The organism is Pantoea sp. CCBC3-3-1 (assembly GCF_007981265.1).
Classification (GTDB): domain Bacteria; phylum Pseudomonadota; class Gammaproteobacteria; order Enterobacterales; family Enterobacteriaceae; genus Erwinia.
The window spans coordinates 571626-595929 of sequence record NZ_CP034363.1 but is presented as its reverse complement, the minus strand read 5'-3'; the positions used below and the strand labels follow the sequence as shown (position 1 = coordinate 595929).

Genomic DNA, 24304 nt, shown 5'->3' with positions numbered 1-24304 from the left:
CCAATGAAAACTGTTTTTGTCCTGAACGGGCCAAACCTGAATTTACTGGGTACGCGGGAGCCGCAAACCTACGGCAGCGATACGCTGGCCACGGTAGAGCAACTATGCCGGGCCACCGCTGCTGAACTGGATATCGCTATCGACTTCCGCCAGACCAACCACGAAGGCGAAATGATCGACTGGATCCAGCAGGCGCGCCATCAGGCGCAGGCGCTGGTGATCAACCCCGCCGCCTGGACCCACACTTCAGTCGCTATCCGCGATGCGGTAACGGGCGTTGCTCTGCCGCTGTGGGAAGTACACATTACTAACGTGCATAAGCGCGAACCGTTCCGCCATCACTCTTACCTTTCGGATGTGGCGCAAGGGGTGATCTGCGGTTATGGCATTCGCGGCTATCGCTATGCGCTGATGGAGGCCGCCAGGGTGGAATAACATTTCAGCCCTTTTATGACGGCGTGCCGGGAGAATGACAGCAGCCGTTGGCTTCCCGCAGGCGATCTGTTATTCAAAGCGGCCTTCTGCCTGGCAGACCTCGCGCAGAAAGCCAATCAGCGCGTCTGCGGCAGGAGAATGCAGACAGCCGGTGCGGTAGCTCAGGCCGATAGGACGGTTTGTATTGGGCAGCGGGATCGGCAGCGCGATCAGCTCGCCCGAAGCCAGCTCCACTTCCAGCTGATGGCGGGACACGGCTGCCAGCATATCTGAGTCACGCAGCAGGCCACGCACCAAAGCCAGGTCGCCGCTCTCGATGACCGGATCGGGCGCGGGGATCCCCATGGCGACGAAGCAGTTATTCAGCAGGCTGCGCGCGGGCGTGGCGGAACGAGGCAGCACCCAACGCGCCTGGGGCAATGCCTGCATAATGTCGGCCTTTTTTGCCAGCGGATGATCGCGCCTCGCCACCAGCACCATCTCTTCCGAGAACAGCGTCTCGCTGCTGATGTCTCTGATATCCAGGGTGTTACGCAGCGCGCCAAAAATAAAATCGATATCGCCCGAGCGCATTTCCGCAGCCAGCATGCCCCAGGCACTTTCGCTGGTGACGACTTTGATCCCCGGATAGCGTTCGGTCAGCCGGACAATGGCCTGAGGCAACAGGCGCGTCCGTCCCAGCGGCAGCGCGCCCACTCTGACCGTGCCCGTCAGGATCCCCTTTCTGGCCGCAATATCAGCCGGGATATGGCGCAGCTCGTTCAGCGCCCTGCGGATCCCAGGTTCAATCTCCCGTCCGGCAAGCGAAGGCACCATACCGTGCGGCGTGCGTTCCAGCAGCGCGACTCCCGCCCCGTTTTCCAACACTTTTAGCGCGGCACTGACCGCAGGCTGGCTTAGCCCAAGCTGCATAGCGACCGACTGCATATGGCGCGTCTGGCAAAGCGTGATAAAAATTTGCAGCCGCCGGACGTTATAAAGCCACAGCGGTTCCGCTTCGGCCTTATCGCTACTTTTGGCTAACAGGCGGGCCAGCTGATGCGGGATCAGATGCAACTCTTCCATCGCCCTTTTGGCGCGCGGCAAAATGCAGTTGCCGAGATCGGTCAAACGCATGCCGCCTGCGTGACGCTCGAACAGCGGTACCGCCAAAGTGAGTTCCAGATCACGAATTGCACGGGTTACCGCAGACTGAGTACGAAATAATTCATCGGCCGCTTTCGACACGCTTCCCTGACTGACAACTTGCACAAACGCCCTGATTTGCATCAGGTTTACCAGCTCACTTCGGGTGATTTCCTGCGGCATTTCGCGCCCTTTTTAAAGCTTGATCTGACCCGCACTATAAATAAAACGCATACCTGCTGCAAACAAATGAATTATCGCCAGAACGCCCTGAGTGCCAGCATGAAAAAAAACGCAAAGGAACCTGAAAATGACTGCAAACTCTGAAAAAACCGCGCTGGTGGTCAGTGCTCACTCTGCCGATTTCGTCTGGCGTGCAGGCGGTGCTATCGCGCTGCATCAGCAGCAGGGCTATAGCGTTCACGTCGTCTGCCTCTCGTTTGGCGAACGTGGCGAATCCGCCAAACTGTGGCGCAAAGGCAACATGACGGAAGAAAAAGTCAAAGAAGCGCGCCGTAGCGAAGCACTGGCCGCCGCTGAAATCCTCGGTGCCAGCATCGAATTTTTTGATATGGGTGATTACCCGCTGCGTGCCGATAAAGAGGCGCTGTTCCGCCTGGCGGACGTCTACCGCCGCATCCAGCCGCACTTTGTGCTCAGCCACTCGCTGCATGATCCTTATAACTACGATCACCCGATGGCAACGCATCTGGCGCAGGAAGCACGCATCATTGCCCAGGCCGAAGGCTATCGTCCCGGCGAAAAAATTGTTGCCGCGCCGCCGGTCTACTGCTTTGAGCCGCACCAGCCTGAACAGTGCAACTGGAAGCCGGACGTGCTGCTGGATATTACCAGCGTGTGGGATAAAAAATACGCCGCCATCCAGTGCATGGCCGGTCAGGAACACCTGTGGGAATACTACACCCGCGTTGCCCAACAGCGAGGCGTTCAGGCCAAACGCAACGTCGGCATCACTGCCGCGCGCGACATCGTTTATGGCGAAGGCTATCAAAGCATCTTCCCACGCGTGACGGAGGATCTGGCATGAGTCAGCTCGGTAAAAAAGGCGTGGTGGTGCGCAATATCCAGCGTGCCGCAGCACGGGACATCGCCTCGCTGGCGGCTTCTGGTGTGGCAACCGTTCATGAAGCCCAGGGGCGAAAAGGCCTGCTCGATCCCGCTATCCGTCCGGTTCAGCAGGATAAGGGTATCGCGGGCAGCGCGGTCACCGTGCTGCTGGCACCTGGCGACAACTGGATGTTTCACGTTGCCGTGGAACAGTGTCAGCCGGGCGATATTCTGGTGGCCGTGCCCACTTCTCCCTGTGTGGACGGCTTCTTCGGCGATCTGCTGGCGACTTCCTTGCAGGCTCGCGGCGTTATCGGGCTGATTGCCGATCACGGTGTGAGAGATTCGCGGACGCTGCGGGAGATGGGCTTTGCCGTCTGGTCACGGGCGATTTACGCCCAGGGAACGGTAAAGGAGACGCTCGGATCGGTCAACGTGCCGGTGATTTGCGCGGGCCAGCTGGTTAATCCTGGCGATGTGATCGTCGCGGATGACGACGGCGTGGTCGTGGTGGCGCGCGCCGAAGCTGCCCGCGTAGCCGAGAGCGCCCGCCAGCGTGAAGAGCTGGAAGAGAGCAAGCGTGCGCGGATGGCGGCGGGCGAGCTGGGTCTGGATATTTATCAGATGCGGCCGCGCCTGGCGGAAAAAGGCTTGCGCTATGTGGACAGCGCCGACGATCTGGAGAACTGATATGCGCCAGCGCCGCATTCCCTGCCTGTTGATGCGCGGGGGAACCTCAAAAGCCGCCTGCTTCCTGGCGGAAGATTTGCCAGAAGATCGGGATCTGCGCGATCGCGTTTTGCTGGCGGTGATGGGATCGCCGGACAGTCGCCAGATCGACGGCCTGGGCGGTGCCGATCCGCTGACCAGTAAAGTCGCGATCGTGCGCCGCTCTGCCCGCCCGGATGCCGATGTCGATTATCTGTTCGCTCAGGTCAACGTCGATCGGGCCAGCGTGGATTACGGGCAAAACTGCGGCAACATCCTCGCGGCAGTTGGCCCGTTCGCGCTGGAGCGTGGCCTGATTGCGGCTACCGATCCGCAGACCAGCGTGCGGATCTTTATGGAAAACACCGGGCAGATCGCAATCGCTCAGGTTGCCACGCCGCTGGGCCAGGTGGATTACGACGGCGACCTGAAAATCGATGGCGTGCCGGGAACGGCGGCGGAAGTGCTGCTGAACTTCAGCGATATTGCCGGTTCCAGCTGCGGCGCGTTGCTGCCCACCGGTCAGGTTCGCGATCGTTTTGACGGCATCGACGTGACCTGCATCGACAACGGCATGCCGGTGGTGCTGGTGCGGGCTGCCGATCTGGGACGCAGCGGTTATGAAACCCGCGAAGAGCTGGATGCCGATCGGCAGCTTAAAGATCGTCTGGAAGCGATCCGCCTTCAGGCCGGGCCGTTGATGAATCTGGGTGATGTCAGCCAGCGCACCGTACCTAAGATGACGCTGCTGGCCGAACCCCGGGCGGGTGGAACGATCGGCAGCCGCACTTTTATTCCGCATCGCTGCCACGCTTCGATAGGCGTACTGGGCGCGGTTAGCGTTGCCAGCGCCTGCCTGCTGGCGGGAAGCGTGGCGGACGGGCTGGCAAACGTCACCGACGCGCTGTCGCAACGTCTGAGCGTGGAGCATCCCACCGGCGAATTCAGCGTGCTGCTAAGGCGTAACGAGCAGCACGCGCTGACCGGCGCAGGATTGCTGCGTACGGCGCGGCTGATTTTTGCTGGCGAAGTGATGATCCCGGCCGCAGTCTGGCCAGCCACCATCGGTGAACAGAACGCCCAGCTGGCGGGCTACCACTTTGAGGTGACCCTCCCTTCCTCGTAAATAAGGATTACTGCCATGATAAATATCTCTTTTATCGGCTTCGGCGAAGCGGGCGGCATTCTTGCCCGTGATCTGGCGGCTCATGCAACAGTGACCGTTTGGGACCGCAAACTGCTTAACGCTGAAACCCGTCAGGAAATGGAACAGAAAGCAGCGGCGTCGGGCGTTCGCCTCGCTCGTTCGCTCGACGAAGCCTTGCAAAACGCCAGCCTGATTTTCTCGACGGTAACGGCTTCTGAAGCGCTGAACGTGGCGCTGACCGCCGCGTCCAATCTGAAAGCCGGACAAACCTTTCTGGATCTGAACTCGGTTGCGCCCGCCACCAAGCTGGCAGCGGCAGAGATCGTGGAAGCCGCAGGCGCGGCCTATATCGACGTTGCGGTGATGGCACCGGTGCCGCCTCAGCGTTTGCAAACCCCGCTGCTGCTTGGCGGCACGACGGCCGAAACGATCGACGGACAGCTGCGTGAACTGGGTTTCAACAGTCAGTATCGCAGCCGCGACGTCGGCGAAGCCTCGGCGATTAAAATGTGCCGCAGCGTGATGATCAAAGGACTGGAAGCGCTGACCACAGAATGCCTGAGCGCCGCCCGTCAGTATGGCGTTGAGCAGGCGGTGCTGGATTCTCTGCACGCCAGTTTCCCCTCGCTGGGCTGGAATACGACGCTGCCGGACTACCTGATTAGCCGGGTGGCCGAACATGGACAGCGACGCGCTGAAGAGATGCGTGAAGTGGTGCAAACATTGCAGGACGTTAACGTTTCGCCAGCAATGAGCCTGGGCATTGTCGCCACACAGCAGGGACTGGTGGATGCCATTGCCCTGCGCGGGCTGCATTATCAACAGCTGAAGCCGTTTGTCTGGCAGCAGGCGCTGGAACGCATTTATCCGAAGGAGTGATATGAAATTTCGTTTCGCTTTACTGCTGGCTGCCGCCGCTCAATGTAGCGCGGCAACCCCTGATACGGCGCAAACCGGCCGGATCATCAGTCAGGTAAAAAGCCAGCTTTCCGCCGCCAACAGCACTGGCTGCGTGGCCGTCGTTGACAGCAGCGGCCTGCTGCTGGCCTTCCAGCGTTTTGATAACGCGCCGCCCGGCTGTGTGCAGGCTTCGATCGGCAAAGCCCGCACCTCGGCGCTTTACCGCACGCCAACGCTGAAATTTATGCAACGGCTGCAAAAGGGTGAAACCAGCGTGCTGGCTATCCCTCAGGCGGTCGCCCTCGGTGGCGGCTTTCCCCTTACCCTCCACGGTGAAGTTGTCGGCGCAGTAGGCGTCAGTACACCCAAACAGGAACTGGACAATTCGGCGTCAGAATCCGCAGCTGCCACGCTGAACTGACCCGCCTTCACAAGGATCCCTTCATGTCACTTACACGTCGCCGGCTTTTAGCCGGCTCGGCGGGGCTTTTTGCCGCCAGCATCGCCGCCCGGTGGCTGCCCGTTTTCGCTTATGCGCCACCGGCTGAGGCCATCAGCGTGCCGGCGCACTTTATGACTCTCTCGCAGATGCTGACCGGCATGGCGCAGCCCGATCCGTTACTGGCCCGGCGTCTTTACAGCTGGCTGCATCTGCAATTTGACGATCCCGACGGGGATATACAGCGCCTGAGCGCCCTGCTCACCAGTCAGCCAGATCTTCAGGGAAACGCGCTGCTGGCGGTTATCGCTCAGCAGTCATCCGCTCTGCGCGACCTCTACCAGGCGCTGATCTCCGGCTGGTATCTTGGCGTGGTGAACGTTGCTCAGCCTGAGTGTCTCGCCTTTGAAAATATCGTTAGCTACCGGCTGGTCAAAACGTCGCTGCTGCCGCCCAGCTATGCGCCAGGCGAACCCGACTTCTGGATCCGTCCGCCTCATCAGGAGAACTCGCATGCCTGAGTCACTAAGCGCAGACGTCATTGTGATTGGCGCAGGGATTGCCGGTTCGCTCGCCGCCTTGAAAATGGCGCTGGCTGGCGTGTCGGTGCTGATGCTGGAATCCGGCCCGGAAATCAAGCGCGATGAAGCGGTGGAATATTTTCGCAATTCGCCGTTTAAAGGCGATTTTACCGAGCCCTATCCACCGCAGCCCTGGGCACCGCAGCCGAAATTTATCCCTACTGATAACAACTATCTGATTCAGAAAGGCCCGGATCCCTATCGGGCGCAATATTTACGCGGCACCGGCGGCACAACCTGGCACTGGGCTGGCCAGGCTTTTCGCCTGTTGCCTAACGATATGCGCATCAACACGCTGTACGGCATCGGTCGCGACTGGCCGCTTAGCTATGCCCAGTTGGAGCCTTATTACTGCGAGGCGGAGTATCAAATGGGCGTATCCGGCGACAGCGATCTGGACTCGCCGCGCTCGCGGCCTTATCCGCTGCCCGGCATTCCGCTGCCCTGGGGTTTTGAGCAGATCAAGCGACGCCTGGCCTCTTCGGGCTACGATGTGGGTATTGGCCCTCAGGCGCGCAACAGCCAGCCGTATGACGGGCGTCCGGCCTGCTGCGGTAACAACAACTGCATGCCAGTGTGCCCGATTGACGCGCAGTATCACGGCGGCATTTCTGCCCGCAAGGCTTTGGATGCTGGGGTAAAAATTATCGCTAACGCCGTGGTTTATCGTATTGAGGCGGACGATCGCGGCGTTATCCAGGCCGTTCATTTTCTGGATCGCAACAAAACCAGCCATCGCGTAACGGGCAAGCAGTTTGTTCTTACCGCTAACGGCATCGAAAGCCCCAAAATTTTGCTGCTTTCCACCAGCGAGCGGTTTCCCCACGGGCTGGCTAACAGCTCGGGCATGGTAGGTCGCAACCTGATGGATCATCCGGGTTCTTCCGTTGAGTTCTATGCTGATGAACCGGTCTGGTTTGGTCGGGGTCCGATGCGGCCCGGCAGCATCAATAACATGCGAGACGGTGCTTTCAGGGCTGAACGTTCGGCGCTGCGGATCGATCTGGCGAATACCTCTCCGGTGCGTTATCTCACCGAACGTCTGGTGCGAAGCGGCTATTACGGCAAAGCGCTGAACGACAAACTGGCGTGGCAGGCCGCCCATTTTGTGCAGCTCAAATGCCTGCTGGAGATGCTGCCAGAACCGGAGAACCGCGTGGTGCTCAGCAAAACGGCAAAAGATGCCTGGGGCATTCCCAAACTGGAGGTTTATTACCGTTTTCCAGAGTATGTGCATCGGGGTTACGACCAGTCGGTGCAGGATTTCCAGCGCATCGTCAGCAAAATGGGCGGCACCGAAGCGATCTACAGCAAACGAGGTAGTTACGATAACAATCAGCATATTACCGGCACGATGATCATGGGCAGAGAGGCGCATAACTCCGTGGTAGATGCCGACTGCCGCACGCACGATCATCCCAACCTGTTTATTGCCGGAACGGGCATCATGCCTTCCGCCTCTACCGTGAACTCCACGCTGACCGGCACGGCGCTGGCGCTGCTGATGGCGGACCGCGTGCTGGCAAGCCTGGGAGTGAACACATGAAAATGTTAATGCTGTTGCTCTGCGCACTGACCGCAGGCTGCGGGTTACCGGTGCACGCTGACCAGACGCAAATCCAGCGGGGAAAATATCTGGCTACGGCGGCGGACTGCGCGGCCTGCCATACGGCGACCAACGGTAAACCTTTTGGCGGTGGCTTTGCAGTGAGTACGCCATTCGGGCAGATTTACGGCAGCAATATCTCTGCCGACCGGCAGTACGGCATTGGCAGCTGGAGCGAAGAAGAGTTTGTGGCGGCCGTGCGGGAAGGAACGGGTAAAGACGGCAAACAGCTTTATCCCGCCATGCCGTATGACTCATTCAGCCAAATGCGGCGTGAGGATGTACTGGCAATCCGCGCTTATTTGTTATCCCTGCCCGGCGTGCATGAACCTTCGCCAGAAACCCGGCTGCCGTTTCCTTTTAATCAGCGCTGGGGGCTGCGTTTCTGGAAATGGCTGAACCTCGATCAGGGTGAGATCCACTCGGATCCCAGCCAGAGCGCAGAATGGAATAATGGCCGCTATCTGGTGGAAGCGCTGGCGCACTGCGGCACCTGCCATACACCGCGCAATCTGACTAAAGGCATGGATCGCGATCGGCCGCTGGCGGGCGGCGATCTTGGCGGCTGGATCGCCTGGAATATCACGCCTGACCAGCATGCCGGCATTGGCAGCTGGAGTGAAAACCAGCTGGTCGACTACATGAAAACCGGTTTCGTCGCCGGTCAGGATAGCGCTTCAGGGCCGATGGCCGAAGCGATAGAGCACAGCCTGCAATATCTTCCTGAGCAGGATCTGCGTGATATCGTGCGCTACCTGCGTACCGTTAAGCCCGCCAGCGACAGCACCCAGAGCAAGCCTCGCAACCAGTGGGGTGAAGCGGGTTCGCTGGCCACGCTGCGGGGAACGAAACAGGCCGATGCTGGCGCCGTCGTTTTTGCCGGAAGCTGCGCCAGCTGCCATGGCGCGGAGGGCGGCGGCTCCGGGCAGGGTTTTAGCGCTTACCCGTCGCTTTACAGCCATACAACGACCGGCGCCAGCGACAGCCGCAATCTGGTTTCTGTGGTGCTGAACGGCGTTCATCGTCGAATGGCTGAGGGCGAAATCTTTATGCCGCCTTTTGCGCCTGAACTGAGCGATCGGCAGGTGGCCGACGTCAGTAATTACGTGAGCCGTCAGTTCGGCAACCCCTCTGCCGCCAGCGTGACCGCGAAACAGGTCGCTGAATTGCGCAAGGCCGCGAAGCTGGCCTCGCCGCCGGTTTATGGTCAGGGTGAGAGTGCGATGCGTTAAACATTGCCGGGTTGAAGTGATTGATTTACCCTCAATGGCTGTTGAATTTTTATTCGTTCGGCGTATTATGTAGATATGTACCTACATAACAAGGAGACGGCGATGACCATCACCACTCTCTCCAGCCGCACCTTTAATCAGCAAGTCTCGCAGGCGAAGAAACTAGCTGAAAGCGGGCCAGTCTATATTACGGATCGCGGTGAGCCAGCCCATGTATTGCTCACCTTTGCCGACTACAAAAAGCTAACCGGTTCACAACGTAATATTCAGGATGCGCTGGCGATGCCGGGTGTGGCTGAACTTGATTTTGAACCAGAACGTGGAAACATCGGATTCAGGGACGTGGATTTTTCATGAGATATTTGCTCGACACCAATGTGATATCTGAATTACGTAAGGCAAGGACGCCGAAGATGGACGTCCATGTTGCTCAGTGGACAGAGACGGTAGAAGCGGGAGACATGTTTGTCTCTGCCATCACCCTGATGGAAATAGAGAAAGGCATTCTCCAGGTCTCACGCCGGGACAGCTCTCAAGGCAACATGCTGCGCAACTGGTTTGAATCGGCCGTATTGCGGGAGTTTGCTGGTCGCGTCCTGCCTTTCGATACTGAAACGGCCTTGTACTGCGCAAGCCTGCATGTGCCGGATCATCGTTCAGCCAACGATGCGATGATCGCTGCAACGGCTTACCGTCACGGGATGATCGTGGTGACGCGCAACACGCAGGATTTCGAAGGTCTGGGCGTAAAGGTGCTCAATCCGTGGGGCTGGATCCAGTAGCGATTCACGCATCACGGAAGAATTCCTGGCGCTGCATCACACTCCCGCATTCACAACTTTCCGCCCGCCTTTTTCACCGCTACAGTGAAACTCATCCGACCACTTATTCGCGGGCTGCTATGGGCGTTTCTCTGTTTTCTCCCCTCGATCTGGGTTTCACCCAGCTGAAAAATCGCGTGCTGATGGGCTCGATGCATACCGGGCTGGAAGAACACGCTGATGGCGCACGTCGCCTTGCAGCCTTCTACGCCGAACGCGCCGCTGCGGGCGTGGCGCTGATTGTCACCGGCGGCATTGCGCCTTCACCGGAAGGTGTGGTGATGGCGGGTGCTTCCGTGTTGAGTTGTCGGGAGCAGCTGGAACCTCATCGCCAGGTCACCGATGACGTGCATCAGGCAGGCGGCAAAATTGCCATGCAGATCCTCCACGCAGGCCGCTACAGCTACCAGCCTTCGCTGGTTGCGCCCTCCCCGCTTCAGGCTCCAATCAATCCGTTTACGCCTAACGTTTTAAACCATGAAGATATTCTGGCGCTGATCGCTGATTTCGCCCGCTGCGCCGCGCTGGCGAGGGAGGCGGGCTATGACGGCGTGGAAATTATGGGTTCCGAAGGTTATCTGATAAATCAGTTTCTCGCCGCCAGAACCAATCAGCGCAGCGATCAATGGGGTGGAGACGAAGTGCGCCGGATGCGCTTTGCCGTTGAGGTCGTTCGGGCAGTACGGGAAGCGGTGGGCCGCGAATTTATTATTATTTACCGGCTTTCGATGCTGGATCTGGTTGAACAGGGCAATACGCTGCCGCAAACGTTGCGGCTGGCACTGGCTATTGAGCAGGCGGGCGTCACGCTGATCAATACCGGTATTGGCTGGCATGAAGCCCGTATCCCGACCATCGCCACCTCGGTGCCGCGTGGCGCTTTTGGCTGGGTGACAAAGCAGCTCAAAGCGCATTTACATGTTCCGTTAATTACCACCAACCGTATCAATCATCCTGACGTGGCGCAGGCTCTGCTCGATGATGGCTGCGCCGATATGATTTCGATGGCGCGGCCTTTTCTGGCCGATGCGCAGTTTGTGCAAAAGGCGCAGACTGGTCGTAGCGATGAGATCAATACCTGCATCGGCTGTAATCAGGCCTGCCTCGACCAGATATTTGCTGGCAAGATCACCTCTTGCCTGGTCAATCCCCGCGCCTGCCATGAAACAGAAATCGTCATGACGCCAGCCCGGCCAAAAAACATCGCGGTGGTTGGGGCCGGGCCTGCCGGACTGGCCTTTGCCGTCAACGCGGCCGCGCGTGGTCATCAGATTACGCTGTTCGATCGCGCGTCTGTGATCGGCGGGCAATTCAATCTGGCGCGCCAGATCCCCGGCAAAGAAGAGTTTAGTGAGACGCTGCGCTACTTTTCGCGTCAGCTGGCAATCCACAACGTGGTGCTGCATTTGAACCAGACGGTAAGCGCTGCCGATCTGGCTGAATTTGACGACGTGGTGCTGGCGACGGGTGTCTTACCACGCACGCCGGAGATTACCGGCATCGATCATCCCAGCGTGCTCAGCTATCTCGATATTTTGCGTGATAAAAAACCGGTCGGCCAGCGCGTGGCCATTATCGGCGCGGGCGGGATTGGTTTTGATGTCGCCGAGTATCTCAGCCAGCATGGCGAATCCACCAGCCTGAACATCGCTGCCTTCTGCCAGGAGTGGGGCATCGATCAAACCTTACAACAGCCTGGCGGCCTGGTGCCGCCTGAACCGCCCAAACCCGTGCGTCAGATCTGGCTGCTCCAGCGCAAGCCCGGCAAACCGGGTGCCGGACTGGGAAAAACCACTGGCTGGATCCATCGTGCCAGTCTGCAAATGCGCCAGGTGCAGATGTGGGGCGGCGTGCAATACCTGAAGATCGACGATCGGGGACTGCATATTTGGCGCGAAGGCCAGCCTGCGGTACTGAAAGTGGATAACGTAGTCATTTGCGCAGGTCAGGAGCCGAATCGCCAACTGGCGGCAGCGCTAACCGCTAACGGAAAAAGGGTGCATATAATTGGCGGTGCCGACGTGGCGCAGGAGTTGGATGCCCGTCGGGCGATAGCACAAGGTACACGGCTGGCACTGACGATATAACGGTAGCTCGGTGGCAATGGTAGACTGCTTTCAGCCGACCGCTGAATAAAGGAAACACGCATGCTGACCTGGACTTCCTCCCTGCTCTCCGCCCCCGACTGGCTCGATCATCGCTTCCTGCCCGCCGGTGAGCAGCCGCCGGAAACAAGCATTTATAATCATCAGCGCCACAGCGCCCGCGTGCTGCTGGACAGTGAAGCCCTGCCGGTAAAAAGCCAGCAGGCCGATGGACTAATCGCCAGCGGCACCCGTCCCGTGGCGGTTTACACCGCCGACTGCCTGCCGGTGCTGATTGCCGATACGCGCACGCAACAGGTGGCTGCTGTGCATGCCGGGCTGAACGGCGCGCTCGGCGGCGTGTTGATCAACGCCATTCACCAGCTGTGCAGCCGTGGCGCTACGCCAGACAGCCTGCTGATCGCTATCGGCCCGTCAATTGGCTGCTGCTGTTACGAGTTGGGCGAAGATCGTCTCGCTGAGATTCGTCAGCAAAACCCTGCCAATGTGACGCCACTGCTGGCCTGCTCAACCCAGCAGAGCGTCAATCCACAGGCCGTCCGGCCCCAGGCGATCGCTACCACGCAGGGAATATGGTTTGATTTACCGCTGCTGGCAAAACGTATGGCGATACGGGAAGGCGTGCCGGAAGCGCAAATCGAACTGAGCGGCATCTGCACCTATTGCATGGCGGAAGAACAGGCGAGCTATCGCCGCAACAGCCATTTCAGGCATGGCTATCAGCAGCGATTTTCGTGGATAAAGCGGCGATAGGCGCCGCATCAGCAGGATGCGGCGGTAGAATTAGCGTAATTTGACTGAACGCAGGATCACAAATTTCTGGTTAGAGGCGACGGTGGTGCAGTTGCCAAACAGCTTCTTCATTTTGCGATAGTAATCCAGATGGCGGTTGCCGACGATGCGCAGCTCGCCACCGTATTGCAGGCAGCGACGCGCATCGCGGAACATCTGCCAGGCAATGTGATCGGTCAGGGTGTTCTGCTGGTGGAACGGCGGGTTACAAAGTACCGCATGCAGGCGATCGGACGGGAAGCCCGCCAGCGAGTTGTTAACCGCAAAGTGGCTGCGCTCAACATCCTGCGGACGGTTTACCTCTACATTCATCCGGCTGCTGGCAACGGCCATCCAGGACTCATCAATAAAGTGCACCTCGGCGGCAGGGTTCTGTTCCAGCGCCAGCAGGCCGATGATGCCGTTGCCGCAGCCCAGGTCGACGATTTCGCCTTCAATGTTTTCCGGCAGATTATCCATAAAGAAACGCGCACCGACGTCCAGGCCACTACGGGCAAACACGTTGGCATGGTTATGAATGTGATAATCGGTGCCGTCCAGCGGCCATGAGAAGGTCTCAGGCGCATCAGCCAGTTCAGGCAGCGCCGGCGTACAGTAAATCAGACGGGCTTTTTTCACTGCCAGCGAGGTGGTGGTTTTACCGAGTACGCGCTCGAACAGTTGCAGCGTGGAAGTATGAATATCCTTCGCTTTGCCAGCGGCAATAACCTGTGTTTCCGGGGTGACAACAGCGCGCAGCGCACGCAGCTGTTGTTCCAGCAGCGCCAGCGTCTTAGGGATCTTGATCAGCACGCGAGCAGGCGCAACAGGCAGCGGTGCGAGGCTGTCGATGAAGTGCACGTCGCCTTCGTCCATGCCGTTATTCATCAGGTTCTGCTGCGTCGCCTGCTGGCTGATCCACGAGTCGCTGATGCTGTAGAGATCTTCTCCCACCAGCGCGCAGGCCAACGCGCCGAAGGTGTCATTAAAAATTAACGTCGGCCCGTTGGCTGGCGTATCGGCAATCTGTCTGAGCAGATATTCGTCGGCGGCATCCCACGCCTGCAACGGGCTTTCTTCGCGCATCTGGGGAAAACGATGCAGCGTCAGCGTGCGGTGGCTCAGTTCGAGTTGGCTCATGGGATCTCCGGCTTGGTAAAATTCCCGCGATTTATCCCCTAAAACGGCCCGACAGTAAACGTTTTTCTTACAACTGGCCGGTTGCCGCTATGTTAGTGCTAATCGGAATATTATGTTTAACGAAGAATTTCAGGAAGTTATTTGGGTATCGCCTGAAACCATGAAGAATATGGATTTAAATGAGGCGACTCGGGTCACCTTTACCCAAAAAGGATTCATTTAATATGCAATTCTCGATAAAAATCACGTATGATTCACCGCTGAATATTACGGATCGGCAGTAATGCGTTGCAGATAACGGCCGCCCACGGCAGCTTAATTCAGCGATGCCGTGGCTGCCATCACGCCGATTAAGCCGCTGCTGATTGCTGAATGACGGCGAGGATATCTTTCACGGTTTCGCCCAGCAGCTCGCCTTGCCGATAGCGTTGCAGAACCTCGTCATCGCCATTGATAACCGCCTGCGGCCTTTCAACAAAAGTGCCAAGCAGTTCAAAATCTGCATTAAGGATGGCGGTAAAAGGCACCGGTATTTTTTCCAGCTGCAGCGCCGCCATCAGGCTACGTTCAGCACGACTTTTGCTGATGATCGCCTGCTGGATTGTGGGCTGTAGCTCGCTGAGAAACTGCATGGCCGTAACGTTGCGCTGGCAGTCCGGGCACCAAAGCTCTGCGGCGGTAAGCAGATAATAATTACCCTGAACAGCCCGCACCTCTTCTTTCAGGGACTCGGGCAGTGATGCCAGTTTAGTGCGAGCCTCTTCCACCGCCTTGATTTCCCCAGCAAGGCCGGTGGTGGCGAATGCGTTAAAGCTCGCTCCCGCGCTGAACAACTCTTTAAAATTAATCATCATGATTCTCTCGTCTGGGCGCTCTGCCGGAATAGCTGACAGTATGCGAAAAGGCACCCATGCTTGCAATCAGATACCCGCACCACGGCGCTTAAGCGGGAACACGGATGAAGGTTAGCCGATCGCCTCATGCGCATGGTAAAATTCCGGTTTTGCTGCCGGTAATCGGCACAACGCAATGTAAGGGCCGTCCGTGTCTTTTTTGTATTTACAGGGTTATCCGGAGTCACTGCTCTCTCAGGTGCAGCAGCTGATCGATCAGCAGCGGCTGGGTGAAGTGCTGCAAAAGCGTTATCCCGACAGCCACAATATTACCAGCGATAAAGCGCTATATGACTATGCGCTGGACTTGAAGAACCAGTGCCTGCGCAACGCGCCGCCGCTGAATAAAGTGATTTACGACAGCAAAATCAAAGTGATGAAGCACGCGCTGGGTCTGCATACCGCGATTTCCCGCGTGCAGGGCGGCAAGCTGAAGGCGAAAGCAGAAATTCGCGTGGCGACCATCTTTAAGCAAGCGCCAGAAGCGTTTTTACGAATGATCGTGGTACATGAACTGGCGCATATTAAAGAGAAAGATCATAACAAAGCCTTTTATCAGCTCTGCTGCCATATGGAACCGCAATATCATCAGCTGGAGTTCGATACGCGTCTGTGGCTAACCGAGCAGGCATTGCGCGGTAAAGAAGCCTGACATATCACAGGAAATCCTTCGCTTTCTGAATCAGGCTGGTTTTGGTCAGTGCCCCCAGATATTTCCGCTCGTGAGGATTGTTCAGTACCGGCAGCCGCTCCAGCGTGCCGCGGGCGAAGGCTTCCCAGCCTTCCGTAATCGTCTGATTAGCAAAAATAGTGGGAAAAGCAGCATCCGTCACGCAGCTGACCGGCGAATCCAGGGTGATCTCTTTATCCAGCACTTTGCGCGAGATATCGTGGATAGAAGCCGCGCCTAAAAACTGGCCAGTTTCGCTAATGACATAGACAAAGCGTTCACGCTTTAGCGAGCTGACCGCCAGCGCTTTACCGACAGAGTCGTCCGGCATCAGCGCGGCACCGGAGACGATAAACTGCGAAATAATGCCGTTATCAAAATCGAATTTAGCATCGGAGCGGCTAAAGTGATTTTTGATTACCGGATACGTGCTGCTGGATTGCAGGCGGTAAACGGTCATCGAAGCCAGTACGCAGGCAATCATTGTTGGAAACAGCAGGCTGCTGTTCAGCGTCATTTCCAGCACCATCAGCATCGCCATTAGCGGCGCCTGACTCACCGAGGCCAGCACCGCGCCCATGCCTACCGCAGCAAAAATAACCGCGTTGCCCACCGGGAATCCCGCATGGCTGGCGAGCGTTGCCACCAGCACGCCCAGCACCGCGCCAATCAGCAACGAAGGCGTAAACAGGCCGCCGACCGCATTGGAGCCAACGGAAACGGCTGTCGCTATCATCTTCAAGGCCAGCAAGATCAACAGCCCTTTCAGGACGAAGCCACCGGCCATGATTTCCACAATCACTTCGTAACCGTTGCCCAGCACGTTAGTCGTTGCAATAGCCAGTATGCCCACCAGCACGCCGCCCCCCCCCAGCCGCAGCGGCAGGCTTTTAAGCCTGGCAAAACGTTTTCGGCTCTGGGCAATCAGCCAAATCATCGCCCAACCAATCAAACCAGCCAGCAGGCCAATCACCACAGTCAGTGCGATCGTGCCCGGCGTTAGCTCAAACTGCGCATGCGAAAACGGATAAATAGCCGAACGGTAGCCCAGCGTCCACATGGTCAATACCGCAACGCCCGAGGAGATAATGAGCGGGATCAGCCGTTGCAGAGCCGAGATGCCAAACGCGATCTCCGCGACGAAAATCGCTGACGCCAGCGGTGCATGATAGACCGATGAAAGGCCAGCCGCCGCGGCCATTGCCACAACATCGGTGTTCTTCAGCGGCAGATTTTTGAAGCACAGCCGCCCCATCAGGCTGCCGCACAGCGCGGAAAGCTGCACCATTGGCCCTTCACGCCCAATGGAAGCGCCGCTGCTGATGCTGGCAATTGAGGAGAGCGCGCGGAATAACGAGGTTTTGGTTGGCACCGCATCCAGTCGGGCGTTGATCACTTCCAGATAATCGGTGCGCACCGTCTCTTTTTGCTCAATCGCGGTAGCATAGCGCAGAAAGAAGCCGGCAATCAGCCCACCGATACCGACAATGAGCGGCCAGAAGTACCACGGATAAACGCCGATCGCCTGAGTCACATCCTGTCGAGTGCCAAACACCAGTGAGTTAATCAGTTCAATGACCCGCCGGAATCCCAGCGTTACCAGCGAAGCGGCAAAACCGGTCGGGATCGCGACCAGAATGCTGGTCCAGTTGAGTGCATGTTTACTGCCACTATTCATTGTGTTCGTTTACCCCGAAAACGGCCTGTCTGTGCTTAGCGTGCGAGAAGATGCGTTAAAAATCAAATAGTCAGTGCATCGTTTTTTTTAGCATTGCCCCTCTCTCCTCACATGCTACTCTGATATTTCATGCCGTGAGTCAGAACGGCCTTCGTTTTAGCTATTCTTAGCCTGTGGAACCCACAATGATTCGCTTCGCTGTCGTAGGAACTAACTGGATTACCCGCCAGTTTGTCGATGCCGCACATGAAACTGGCAAAATGAAATTGACGGCTGTCTATTCGCGTACGCTGGAACAGGCTCAGGCCTTCAGCAGTGATTATCCGGTAGCGCATCTTTTTACTTCGCTGGAGCAGCTGGCGCAGTCTGACGATGTCGATGCGGTTTACATCGCCAGCCCTAACGCGCTGCATTGCCAGCAGACGCTGCTGTTTTTACAGCATCAGAAGCATGTGATTTGCGAAAAACCGCTGGCATCGAACAGCCGGGAAGTTGAAGCGATGATTGCCTGCGCGCGCGACAATCAACAGGTTCTGTTTGAAGCCTTTAAAACCGCCAGTCTGCCTAATTTTTTGATCCTACAGCAGTCGCTGCCAAAAGTGGGAAAATTGCGTAAGGTTGTCTTTAACTACTGCCAGTATTCTTCCCGCTATTCACGCTATCTGGCCGGCGAAAATCCCAATACGTTTAACCCTGCCTGGTCGAATGGCTCCATTATGGACATCGGCTTTTATTGTCTGGCCACGGCGATCGCCCTCTGGGGCGAACCGTATGCCGTTAGCGCGACGGCATCGTTGCTCGCCAGCGGCGTTGACGGGCACGGTACAGTCGTCATGGACTACGGCGATTTCGACGTCACGCTGCTTCATTCAAAAATCAGTCAGTCAGAAATTCCGAGTGAAATTCAGGGCGAAGAAGGCTCGCTGGTTATTGAGCAGATTGCCGAGTGTCAGGGTATTCGCTTTGTGCCACGTGGCGCAAAACCGCAGGATCTGAGCCAGCCGCAGCATATCAATCCGTTGCTGTATGAGGCAGAAGCTTTTGTCCGGCTGGTGGAAAACAATGAGGTGAATCATCCTGGCCTCACCACCAGCCGCTCGACGGCAAAACTGCTGACGGAGATCCGTCGCCAGACCGGCGTGGTTTTCCCGGCAGATGAGTTACCTCATCCCGTAGTGTAAATATTTCTAAATATGACTGAACAGCATTGACCCGCTTCCCTGTTGCGCTTATCTTCAGCGCAGCAAAGGGGAGTAACTTCATTGCCGGTTAGTCGTCATTACGGTGCGTCAGCACCCGGTTACCGGGCAGCCAGGATCCCATCCTGTGTTGTAAGTGAGACCTTGCCGGGAGGCGAGGTTTGCATACAGCAACAATACTGTGGCTAACGTCTTCCAACGTTGGCCATTTTATTTTGTACAGGATACCGTTATGAATAGTGTCGGCACGCCGTTACTCTGGGGCAGCTTCGCTGTTGTCGTACTGATTATGCTGGCGATCGATCTGCTTTTGCAGGGTCGTCGTGGTGCGCAAACCATGTCTCTTAAACAGGCCGCCTTCTGGTCGCTGGTCTGGATTTCCCTCTCGCTTCTGTTTGCTGCGGGTCTGTGGTGGTATCTGCAAGGTACTGTCGGGCCGGAAGTAGCCCATACCCAAACGCTGGCCTTCCTTACGGGTTACGTGCTGGAAAAAGCGCTGGCCGTTGATAACGTGTTCGTCTGGCTGATGCTGTTCAGCTACTTCTCCGTTCCGGCGGCGCTACAGCGGCGCGTGCTGATCTACGGCGTGCTCGGTGCCATTGTCCTGCGTACTATCATGATCTTTGCCGGAAGCTGGCTGGTTTCCGAGTTCAGCTGGATCCTTTATCTGTTCGGCGCGTTCCTGCTGTTCACCGGCGTCAAAATGGCGATGGCGGGCGAAGAAGGCGAAGGGGCCGTTGGCGAGAAACCCGTGGTGCGCTGGCTGCGTAAGCATCTGCGCATGACCGACACGTTGGACGGTGAGAAATTCTTTGTTCGCCGCAATGGTCTGCTGTATGCCACGCCGCTGATGCTGGTGCTGATCATGGTCGAACTGAGCGATGTGATTTTCGCCGTCGACAGTATTCCGGCTATTTTTGCCGTCACCACCGATCCTTTTATCGTACTGACCTCGAACCTGTTCGCTATTCTGGGCCTGCGTGCGATGTACTTCCTGCTGGCTAACGTGGCCGAACGTTTCTCTATGCTGAAATATGGCCTGGCCGTGGTGCTGGTGTTTATCGGCTTCAAAATGCTGATTGTCGATTTCTATCATATTCCGGTTGCGATTTCGTTAAGCGTCGTCGGTGGTATTCTGGCGTTGACGCTGCTGATTAACGCATGGGTGAACCATCGTAACGACCAGCGTAAAGGCCATTAATAAGTTTTTTACTGCATTACAACCTTAACCCCGGTAACGGCGCAGTTAGCCGTTATCGGGCATTTTTCGCTTCCCCTGACATCACATTTCCTTATACTGCCTGCGCAAACACGGAAATGCCGCTATGTTCAGCGCAGTCGACGCTGACGCGCATTCACATCACTTTCACATCTGGTTTTATATGAGTATGGAAAAGAGTCGTTCCGGGCTGTTCCAGCGCCTGATGCAGGCAGGTCTGGTTACCCAAATTATGATTGGCCTTGTTGCTGGCGTTGCGCTGGCCTGGTTTTCAAAAGAAAGCGCGTTGTCTGTCGGCCTGCTCGGTACGCTATTTGTTAGCGCCCTGAAAGCCGTCGCGCCTCTGCTGGTATTGGTGCTGGTGATTGCTTCTATCGCTAACCACCAGCACGGACAAAAAACCAATATCCGTCCTATCGTCATTCTTTATCTGCTGAGCACTTTCTTTGCTGCAATCGTCGCCGTCGTCTTTAGCCATCTTTTGCCACAAACGCTAACGCTGACCGCTGCCAATAACGAGATCGCGCCGCCGTCAGGCATTTTGGCCGTGCTGAACGGACTGCTGATGAGTATGGTTTCTAATCCGATTGATGCGCTGATGCATGCCAACTATATCGGCATTCTGGTGTGGGCAATTGGTCTGGGTTTTGCTTTTCGACACAGCAGTGACACGACGCGTGCTTTCCTGAACGATGCCTCTAATGCAGTCACTTATCTGGTACGGATTGTGATTCGCTTCGCACCGATTGGTATCTTCGGCCTGGTCTCCTCGATTCTGGCCTCAACTGGCTTTTCCGCGCTGTGGGAATATGCCCATCTGCTCGGCCTGCTGCTGGGTTGTATGCTGCTGATGGCGCTGGTCGTTAACCCGATTTTAGTGTACTGGAAAATTCGCCGTAATCCTTATCCGCTGGTGTTTACCTGCCTGCGCGAAAGTGGCGTAACCGCCTTTTTCACCCGCAGCTCTGCCGCAAATATTCCGGTTAACATGGCGCTGGCGAAGAAGCTGGGTCTGGATGAAGATACCTATTCCGTATCGATTCCGATTGGCGCCAACATCAGTATGGCGGGCGCGTCGATCACCATCACCGTGCTAACGCTGGCGGCAGTCAATACGCTGGGCATTCACGTCGATACCGGCACGGCGATTTTGCTGAGCCTCGTGGCTTCTGTCTGCGCCTGTGGCGCTTCCGGCGTAGCTGGCGGTTCACTGCTGCTGATCCCGGTTGCCTGTAATATGTTTGGCATTCCTAACGAAGTCGCCATGCAGGTGGTTGCCGTTGGCTTTATCATCGGCGTGTTGCAGGATTCCGCGGAAACCGCGCTGAACTCCTCAGCAGATATTTTGTTTACCGCCGCGGCCTGTATGGCCGAAGAACGTCAGGTAGAACAAGAAGCGTAGGTGGCCTGTATGGCCAGGGAGCTGGTGAGGGAAACCCAGGCCTTCAATAAAGACGCAAAAGGCGGCCCTCTGTCGGCCGCCGACCATCGCCCGTAACGCTTTATTACAGGCTAATGCTCCCACGCCATCGTGGAGACGCTATGTTTACTGAAAATCCGCTTTGGACAGCCAATCTCCGCCAAATGCCTTAAAATAACCCTTTCTGCTGCACGCGGGCACCATTGTCGCCGCCACAATACTGGCAATTATGTCAGCCTGTGTAAAACTTCTTTGCACACTCATGTTGCGCCTGTAAAACATCCCAGGCATCGGGTTTCCCCTGTCTCATTTGACAGCGTTTTGTTACAGTTAAGCGCTTTTTGGCCGCTTTACTGGATGACTACCACAGGCCATTACTGCAAATCCTTTAAAGTTGCCCGTGTTAAGACACTGTTCCGAACGCATACTAACGATAAAAAATGTGAAGAACGCCGCCAGAACATGGCTAACAATGATGTTCAGGAACACTCAATGGATATTTTAAATGAATTAGTCCACGCCCTCTGGCATCAGGACTATGAATTGCTGGCTAATCCTTCACTGGTCTGGGCAATTTACTGCGTTCTGTTTGTGATTCTGTTTCTGGAAAACGGCCTGCTTCCGGCCGCTTTTCTGCCAGGCGACAGCCTGCTAATCCTGGTTGGCGTGCTGATTGCCAAAGGCACAATGACGTTCCCCCTTGCCTTACTTATTCTTACCGTCGCTGCCAGCCTTGGCAGCTGGATCGGCTATATACAGGGACGCTGGCTGGGGAATACGCCTACCGTCCAAAAATGGCTGTCACACCTGCCCGCACAGTATCATCAGCGCGCGCATCAGTTATTCCACCGTCACGGCCTTTCCGCACTATTGATGGGGCGTTTCATTGCGTTTGTCAGAACGCTATTACCAACGATTGCTGGCCTGTCCGGTTTGAATAATGCCCGCTTCCAGTTTTTCAACTGGATGAGTGCGCTATTATGGGTGCTCATTCTCACCGTGCTCGGCTTTGGCCTTGGCAAAACCCCCCTTTTTCGTAAATATGAAGATCAGCTGATGTTCTGTCTGATGCTGCTGCCGCTGGTGCTGCTGGTCTTCGGGCTGTTTGGCTCACTGTACGTTTTATGGAAAAAAAAGCGTAGTATTAACAATGAGAAAGGAAACTCATAATGTGGAATGTGATTAAACACTACGCCTCACCCCGGCTGATCGGTATAGGGGTTTTAGGGATATTTGCCCTTATAGTGGTGACGGTGCTGCCGGCTTTATTTCGTAGCGAAACCGCTTTACAGATACGCGCATCACGTCAGGGCACCGTGTTACCCGATGGTTTTTATGTTTATCAGCGGCTGAACGCCGAAGGGATTCATATCAAAAGCATCACCCCGGATAATAACTCGCTAATCATCAAGTTTGATTCGCTGGAAGAGAGTACCGCCGCGGAAAAAGTGCTGCGCGAACTGCTTCCTGAAGGTTTTGATATCGCCCAGCTTGAGCAACCCTCTTCATCTGAATGGATAAGCCGTATCAGCCTGCATAAGCAGTCAGTAGGTTGATCCTTGCCTTTGCCCGTCGCTCAGCGCTACGGGCATCGCTATCTCTAAGAATCTTCTCTCTTTTTGAGCTTTTCAGGTTTTCTGACTATGCTTAATGAAGCCAGAATTAACCTCTATGCACAACAGGACTAACCGGGGCATTTGAGCGCCCCAAACAATGGAAGGTCAAAACCATCATGAAATACCGGATCCTGGGACTCAGCCTCTTAACCCTGACCACTTTCGCTCAGGCGGCCGAATCGCTTTGCCTGCAAAAAGAGCAGGATATACAGCATGAAATTGACCTGGCGCGCCAGCATGATAATCAGCGTCGTGTCACCGGACTGGAGCGTGCGTTAACGGAAGCACGTGCGGGCTGTACGGATGCAAAGCTGCGCGATAATCATCAGGTAAAGATTAAAGAGCATCAGCAGAAAGTGGATGAGCGGCAGAAAGAGCTGGATCAGGAAAAAGCTGACGGCGATGACAGTAAAAAAATTGCAAAGCGTGAACAAAAGCTGGCAGAAGCAAAACGTGAACTAAAGGAAGTCCTGGCAGCACCGTACTGATCGGCCCAGGATACTCATTACTGACTGTTAAAGGAGTTTATTATGTCAAAAGATACCACTTCCGAGCATCTGCGTGCAGAACTGAAAAACCTGGCTGATACGCTGGAAGAAGTTCTCAGCAACACCGGCGAAAAGTCTAAAAACGAGCTGGATAAACTGCGCAGCAAAGCTCAAAGCGCGCTGAAAGACACCCGCGCTCGTCTGGGTGACTCCGGCGACCGTATTGCGCAGACTTCACGTGAAGTCGCCGATCATGCTGACGTTTACGTGCGTGAAAATCCCTGGACCAGCGTAGGTATCGGTGCCGCCATTGGTGTGGTGCTCGGTGTCTTGCTGACGCGTCGATAAGATGGCGGATTATCAGCAGAGCCAGGGCCCCGGCAAAGGGGTCGTTAACATTGGACAGCGCATTATCACTACGCTGGTAGGGATAGTCGAAACCCGTGTCAGGCTGGCGGTTGTTGAGCTTGAGGAAGAGAAAGCGAATCTAATCCAGATGCTGATTATGATTGGCCTGACGATGCTCTTTACTGCTTTCGGTTTGATGAGCCTGATGGTGCTGATTATCTGGGCAGTTGATGCGCAATATCGCCTGATGGCAATTGGCATCACGACCGCCGTGCTGTTCGCTCTCGCTATTATCTTCGGACTCTGGACGCTGGCTAAGTCACGGCGCTCCACGCTCCTTAACGCTACGCGCAAGGAACTAAAGTCCGATCGTAAATTACTGGAGGACGAGTAATGAGCCGTGAACGTAACGAGCGTAAAGCCGAACTGCTGCGCCAGATCCATCAGCAGCGGTTGGATCTCAGTATCAATACGAAATACTGGCTTGAAAGCACCGCCCGTTACGATCGCGGCTGGCTGACCGTTGTCAGTTTACGTCGCTACTTTGCGGTAGGAAGCGGGCTGATGGCAATCTGGTCAGTGCGTAATCCGCGTTTTATTACCCGCTGGGCTAAACGCGGCCTTGGCGCATGGAGTACCTGGCGGATGGTGCGCAATTTCCTGCCAAACCGCTAACCCCTTCTTTCTTAGTAATC

General features: G+C 56.3%; 27 protein-coding genes and 1 pseudogene. 24 read left to right on the top strand and 4 right to left on the bottom strand.

Annotated features, from left to right (window positions below):
- Positions 1–3: 3 nt before the first annotated feature.
- Entirely contained in the window at positions 4–435 is a 432-nt protein-coding gene (aroQ, locus tag EHV07_RS02635) for a type II 3-dehydroquinate dehydratase (protein WP_147194717.1), read from the top strand.
- A 69-nt stretch (positions 436–504) separates the two neighbouring features.
- Here aroQ and EHV07_RS02630 read toward each other — a convergent pair whose 3' ends face one another.
- A complete protein-coding gene (locus EHV07_RS02630) occupies positions 505–1743 on the bottom strand; it encodes a LysR family transcriptional regulator (protein ID WP_147194715.1) in 1239 nt (412 codons plus the stop codon).
- Positions 1744–1870: 127 nt separating this feature from the next.
- On the opposite strand from EHV07_RS02630, the gene galB reads away from it, so the two are divergent.
- The 12 genes from galB to EHV07_RS02570 all read left to right on the top strand — a co-directional run bounded on the left by galB (position 1871) and on the right by EHV07_RS02570 (position 12920).
- Positions 1871–2608: a 4-oxalmesaconate hydratase gene (galB, locus tag EHV07_RS02625; protein ID WP_147194712.1), complete on the top strand. Its 738-nt coding sequence runs from the start codon at positions 1871–1873 to the stop codon at positions 2606–2608.
- Positions 2605–3318 (top strand): 4-carboxy-4-hydroxy-2-oxoadipate aldolase/oxaloacetate decarboxylase, encoded by a 714-nt coding sequence (locus tag EHV07_RS02620; RefSeq protein ID WP_147194710.1) that lies wholly within the window; start codon positions 2605–2607, stop codon positions 3316–3318. The genes galB and EHV07_RS02620 overlap by 4 nt, the downstream gene beginning before the upstream one ends.
- A gap of 1 nt (position 3319) precedes the next feature.
- Entirely contained in the window at positions 3320–4462 is a 1143-nt protein-coding gene (locus EHV07_RS02615) for a 4-oxalomesaconate tautomerase (protein ID WP_147194707.1), read from the top strand.
- Positions 4463–4477: 15 nt separating this feature from the next.
- Complete coding sequence (locus EHV07_RS02610; protein WP_168199585.1) at positions 4478–5362, top strand: NAD(P)-dependent oxidoreductase; 885 nt, start codon at positions 4478–4480, stop codon at positions 5360–5362.
- Between the two features lies 1 nt (position 5363).
- On the top strand, positions 5364–5804 hold the full coding sequence (locus tag EHV07_RS02605; protein WP_147194704.1) for a heme-binding protein: 441 nt from the start codon (positions 5364–5366) through the stop codon (positions 5802–5804).
- 23 nt (positions 5805–5827) lie between these two features.
- Entirely contained in the window at positions 5828–6343 is a 516-nt protein-coding gene (locus EHV07_RS02600; protein ID WP_147194701.1) for a sugar dehydrogenase complex small subunit, read from the top strand.
- Positions 6336–7949 (top strand): GMC family oxidoreductase, encoded by a 1614-nt coding sequence (locus EHV07_RS02595; RefSeq protein ID WP_147194698.1) that lies wholly within the window; start codon positions 6336–6338, stop codon positions 7947–7949. The genes EHV07_RS02600 and EHV07_RS02595 overlap by 8 nt, the downstream gene beginning before the upstream one ends.
- Positions 7946–9241 (top strand): cytochrome c, encoded by a 1296-nt coding sequence (locus EHV07_RS02590; protein WP_147194696.1) that lies wholly within the window; start codon positions 7946–7948, stop codon positions 9239–9241. Before EHV07_RS02595 ends, EHV07_RS02590 begins: the two co-directional genes overlap by 4 nt.
- Before the next feature lie 102 nt (positions 9242–9343).
- Positions 9344–9598, top strand: a complete 255-nt coding sequence (locus tag EHV07_RS02585; protein WP_147194693.1) for a type II toxin-antitoxin system Phd/YefM family antitoxin — start codon at positions 9344–9346, stop codon at positions 9596–9598.
- Complete coding sequence (locus tag EHV07_RS02580; protein WP_147194690.1) at positions 9595–10023, top strand: type II toxin-antitoxin system VapC family toxin; 429 nt, start codon at positions 9595–9597, stop codon at positions 10021–10023. The genes EHV07_RS02585 and EHV07_RS02580 overlap by 4 nt, the downstream gene beginning before the upstream one ends.
- Before the next feature lie 119 nt (positions 10024–10142).
- Positions 10143–12149 carry an NADPH-dependent 2,4-dienoyl-CoA reductase gene (locus EHV07_RS02575; RefSeq protein ID WP_147194687.1) on the top strand — a complete coding sequence of 669 codons (2007 nt, stop codon included), beginning with the start codon at positions 10143–10145 and terminating at the stop codon, positions 12147–12149.
- A gap of 60 nt (positions 12150–12209) precedes the next feature.
- Positions 12210–12920, top strand: coding sequence for a polyphenol oxidase family protein (locus EHV07_RS02570; RefSeq protein ID WP_147194683.1), 711 nt, complete (start codon positions 12210–12212; stop codon positions 12918–12920).
- A gap of 30 nt (positions 12921–12950) precedes the next feature.
- On the opposite strand, the gene rlmG is transcribed toward EHV07_RS02570, so the two are convergent.
- Entirely contained in the window at positions 12951–14078 is a 1128-nt protein-coding gene (gene rlmG, locus EHV07_RS02565; RefSeq protein WP_147194680.1) for a 23S rRNA (guanine(1835)-N(2))-methyltransferase RlmG, read from the bottom strand.
- A 91-nt stretch (positions 14079–14169) separates the two neighbouring features.
- On the opposite strand from rlmG, the pseudogene EHV07_RS24815 reads away from it, so the two are divergent.
- Positions 14170–14301 (top strand): annotated as a pseudogene (locus tag EHV07_RS24815) (nucleoside triphosphatase NudI); the annotation flags it as partial.
- A 127-nt stretch (positions 14302–14428) separates the two neighbouring features.
- On the opposite strand, the gene EHV07_RS02555 reads toward EHV07_RS24815, so the two are convergent.
- A complete protein-coding gene (locus tag EHV07_RS02555; RefSeq protein ID WP_147194677.1) occupies positions 14429–14932 on the bottom strand; it encodes a thioredoxin family protein in 504 nt (167 codons plus the stop codon).
- Positions 14933–15122: 190 nt separating this feature from the next.
- On the opposite strand from EHV07_RS02555, the gene EHV07_RS02550 reads away from it, so the two are divergent.
- Positions 15123–15623 carry a M48 family metallopeptidase gene (locus tag EHV07_RS02550; protein WP_147194674.1) on the top strand — a complete coding sequence of 167 codons (501 nt, stop codon included), beginning with the start codon at positions 15123–15125 and terminating at the stop codon, positions 15621–15623.
- Positions 15624–15627: 4 nt separating this feature from the next.
- On the opposite strand, the gene EHV07_RS02545 is transcribed toward EHV07_RS02550, so the two are convergent.
- Positions 15628–17319, bottom strand: coding sequence for a chloride channel protein (locus EHV07_RS02545; RefSeq protein ID WP_147194670.1), 1692 nt, complete (start codon positions 17317–17319; stop codon positions 15628–15630).
- Positions 17320–17504: 185 nt separating this feature from the next.
- Here EHV07_RS02545 and EHV07_RS02540 point away from each other — a divergent pair, with 185 nt between their 5' ends.
- The 9 genes from EHV07_RS02540 (at position 17505) to EHV07_RS02500 (ending at position 24284) form a co-directional block, all read left to right on the top strand.
- On the top strand, positions 17505–18500 hold the full coding sequence (locus tag EHV07_RS02540; protein WP_147194667.1) for a Gfo/Idh/MocA family protein: 996 nt from the start codon (positions 17505–17507) through the stop codon (positions 18498–18500).
- 250 nt (positions 18501–18750) lie between these two features.
- Complete coding sequence (locus EHV07_RS02535; RefSeq protein WP_147194664.1) at positions 18751–19719, top strand: TerC family protein; 969 nt, start codon at positions 18751–18753, stop codon at positions 19717–19719.
- 187 nt (positions 19720–19906) lie between these two features.
- Entirely contained in the window at positions 19907–21139 is a 1233-nt protein-coding gene (sstT, locus tag EHV07_RS02530) for a serine/threonine transporter SstT (protein ID WP_147200499.1), read from the top strand.
- Positions 21140–21649: 510 nt separating this feature from the next.
- A complete protein-coding gene (locus EHV07_RS02525) occupies positions 21650–22327 on the top strand; it encodes a DedA family protein (RefSeq protein ID WP_147194661.1) in 678 nt (225 codons plus the stop codon).
- Positions 22327–22713 (top strand): EnvZ/OmpR regulon moderator MzrA, encoded by a 387-nt coding sequence (gene mzrA / locus EHV07_RS02520; protein WP_147194658.1) that lies wholly within the window; start codon positions 22327–22329, stop codon positions 22711–22713. Before EHV07_RS02525 ends, mzrA begins: the two co-directional genes overlap by 1 nt.
- Positions 22714–22889: 176 nt before the next feature.
- Positions 22890–23261 (top strand): DUF1090 domain-containing protein, encoded by a 372-nt coding sequence (locus tag EHV07_RS02515; protein ID WP_147194655.1) that lies wholly within the window; start codon positions 22890–22892, stop codon positions 23259–23261.
- A 42-nt stretch (positions 23262–23303) separates the two neighbouring features.
- Positions 23304–23609 (top strand): YqjD family protein, encoded by a 306-nt coding sequence (locus EHV07_RS02510; protein WP_147194652.1) that lies wholly within the window; start codon positions 23304–23306, stop codon positions 23607–23609.
- A 1-nt stretch (position 23610) separates the two neighbouring features.
- The gene (locus EHV07_RS02505) at positions 23611–24003 is read left to right on the top strand and encodes a phage holin family protein (RefSeq protein WP_147194649.1); all 393 of its coding nucleotides are present in this window, start codon (positions 23611–23613) and stop codon (positions 24001–24003) included.
- Positions 24003–24284: a YqjK-like family protein gene (locus tag EHV07_RS02500; protein ID WP_147194646.1), complete on the top strand. Its 282-nt coding sequence runs from the start codon at positions 24003–24005 to the stop codon at positions 24282–24284. Before EHV07_RS02505 ends, EHV07_RS02500 begins: the two co-directional genes overlap by 1 nt.
- The last annotated feature ends 20 nt before the right edge of the window (positions 24285–24304 follow it).